The organism is Halorubrum sp. SP3 (genome assembly GCF_005435195.1).
GTDB lineage: Archaea > Halobacteriota > Halobacteria > Halobacteriales > Haloferacaceae > Halorubrum > Halorubrum sodomense.
Map to the genome: position 1 here is coordinate 1 of NZ_SGTU01000681.1, position 242 is coordinate 242.

General features: G+C 64.5%; 1 protein-coding gene. It reads left to right on the forward strand.

All coding sequences use genetic code 11. The features are described 5' to 3' along the window. Positions 1-242 (forward strand): 5'-nucleotidase C-terminal domain-containing protein (locus EXE42_RS17950; protein ID WP_199240823.1); only part of this gene is annotated, 242 nt, incomplete at both ends.

The following is a 242-nucleotide window of genomic DNA, read 5'->3' on the forward strand; positions in this document are numbered from 1 at the left end:
ACGCGGGCGGTATCCGCTCGGACTCGGTGTACGGGCCCGGCGAGATCACCGGCGGTGACATCTTCAACACGTTGCCGTTCCCGAACACGGTCATCTCGCTTGAGCTCACCGGCGAGGAGCTCGTCGAGACCTTAGAGAGCCAGGTCGTCACGCTGGAAAGCGAAACTGGGCAGAACTTCGGCGAGGAGATATCCCAGCAGACCAGCGGCCTGCGCTTCGAGTGGGTCCCCCACGACGACGCC